The 232-nt window shown below is 50.9% G+C and carries 1 protein-coding gene; it reads right to left on the bottom strand.

All coding sequences use genetic code 11. The features are described 5' to 3' along the window. A partial coding sequence (locus Q4528_RS16405) for a hypothetical protein (RefSeq protein ID WP_303522857.1) occupies window positions 1-232 on the bottom strand: 232 nt, incomplete at both ends.

The raw sequence follows: 232 nt of genomic DNA, 5'->3' as shown, positions 1-232 counted from the left end.
GAATCGGCACTGGCTTCGGGAGCATAGGTTGTGCCTTTTACGGTATATTGACCAGCGCCGCTAGCGGTAAAAGTGAGCTCAGCGCGGTTGGCTGATATGGTGTTTCCTTCATAATAGTTGCCACTGTTTGCTGAGTCGATGTAGCCGCCCGCGTTAGCCGCATTGTCGCTGCCTGCTCTAAATAAGCCATATAGTTTGGCATCTTCCGCTTCTAAGCTTATTAGGCTAGGTG

Source organism: Staphylococcus pasteuri, assembly GCF_030547725.1.
Classification (GTDB): domain Bacteria; phylum Bacillota; class Bacilli; order Staphylococcales; family Staphylococcaceae; genus Staphylococcus; species Staphylococcus pasteuri.
The sequence above is the reverse complement of the archived record's forward strand: the minus strand, read 5'-3'. Positions and strand labels throughout refer to the sequence as shown.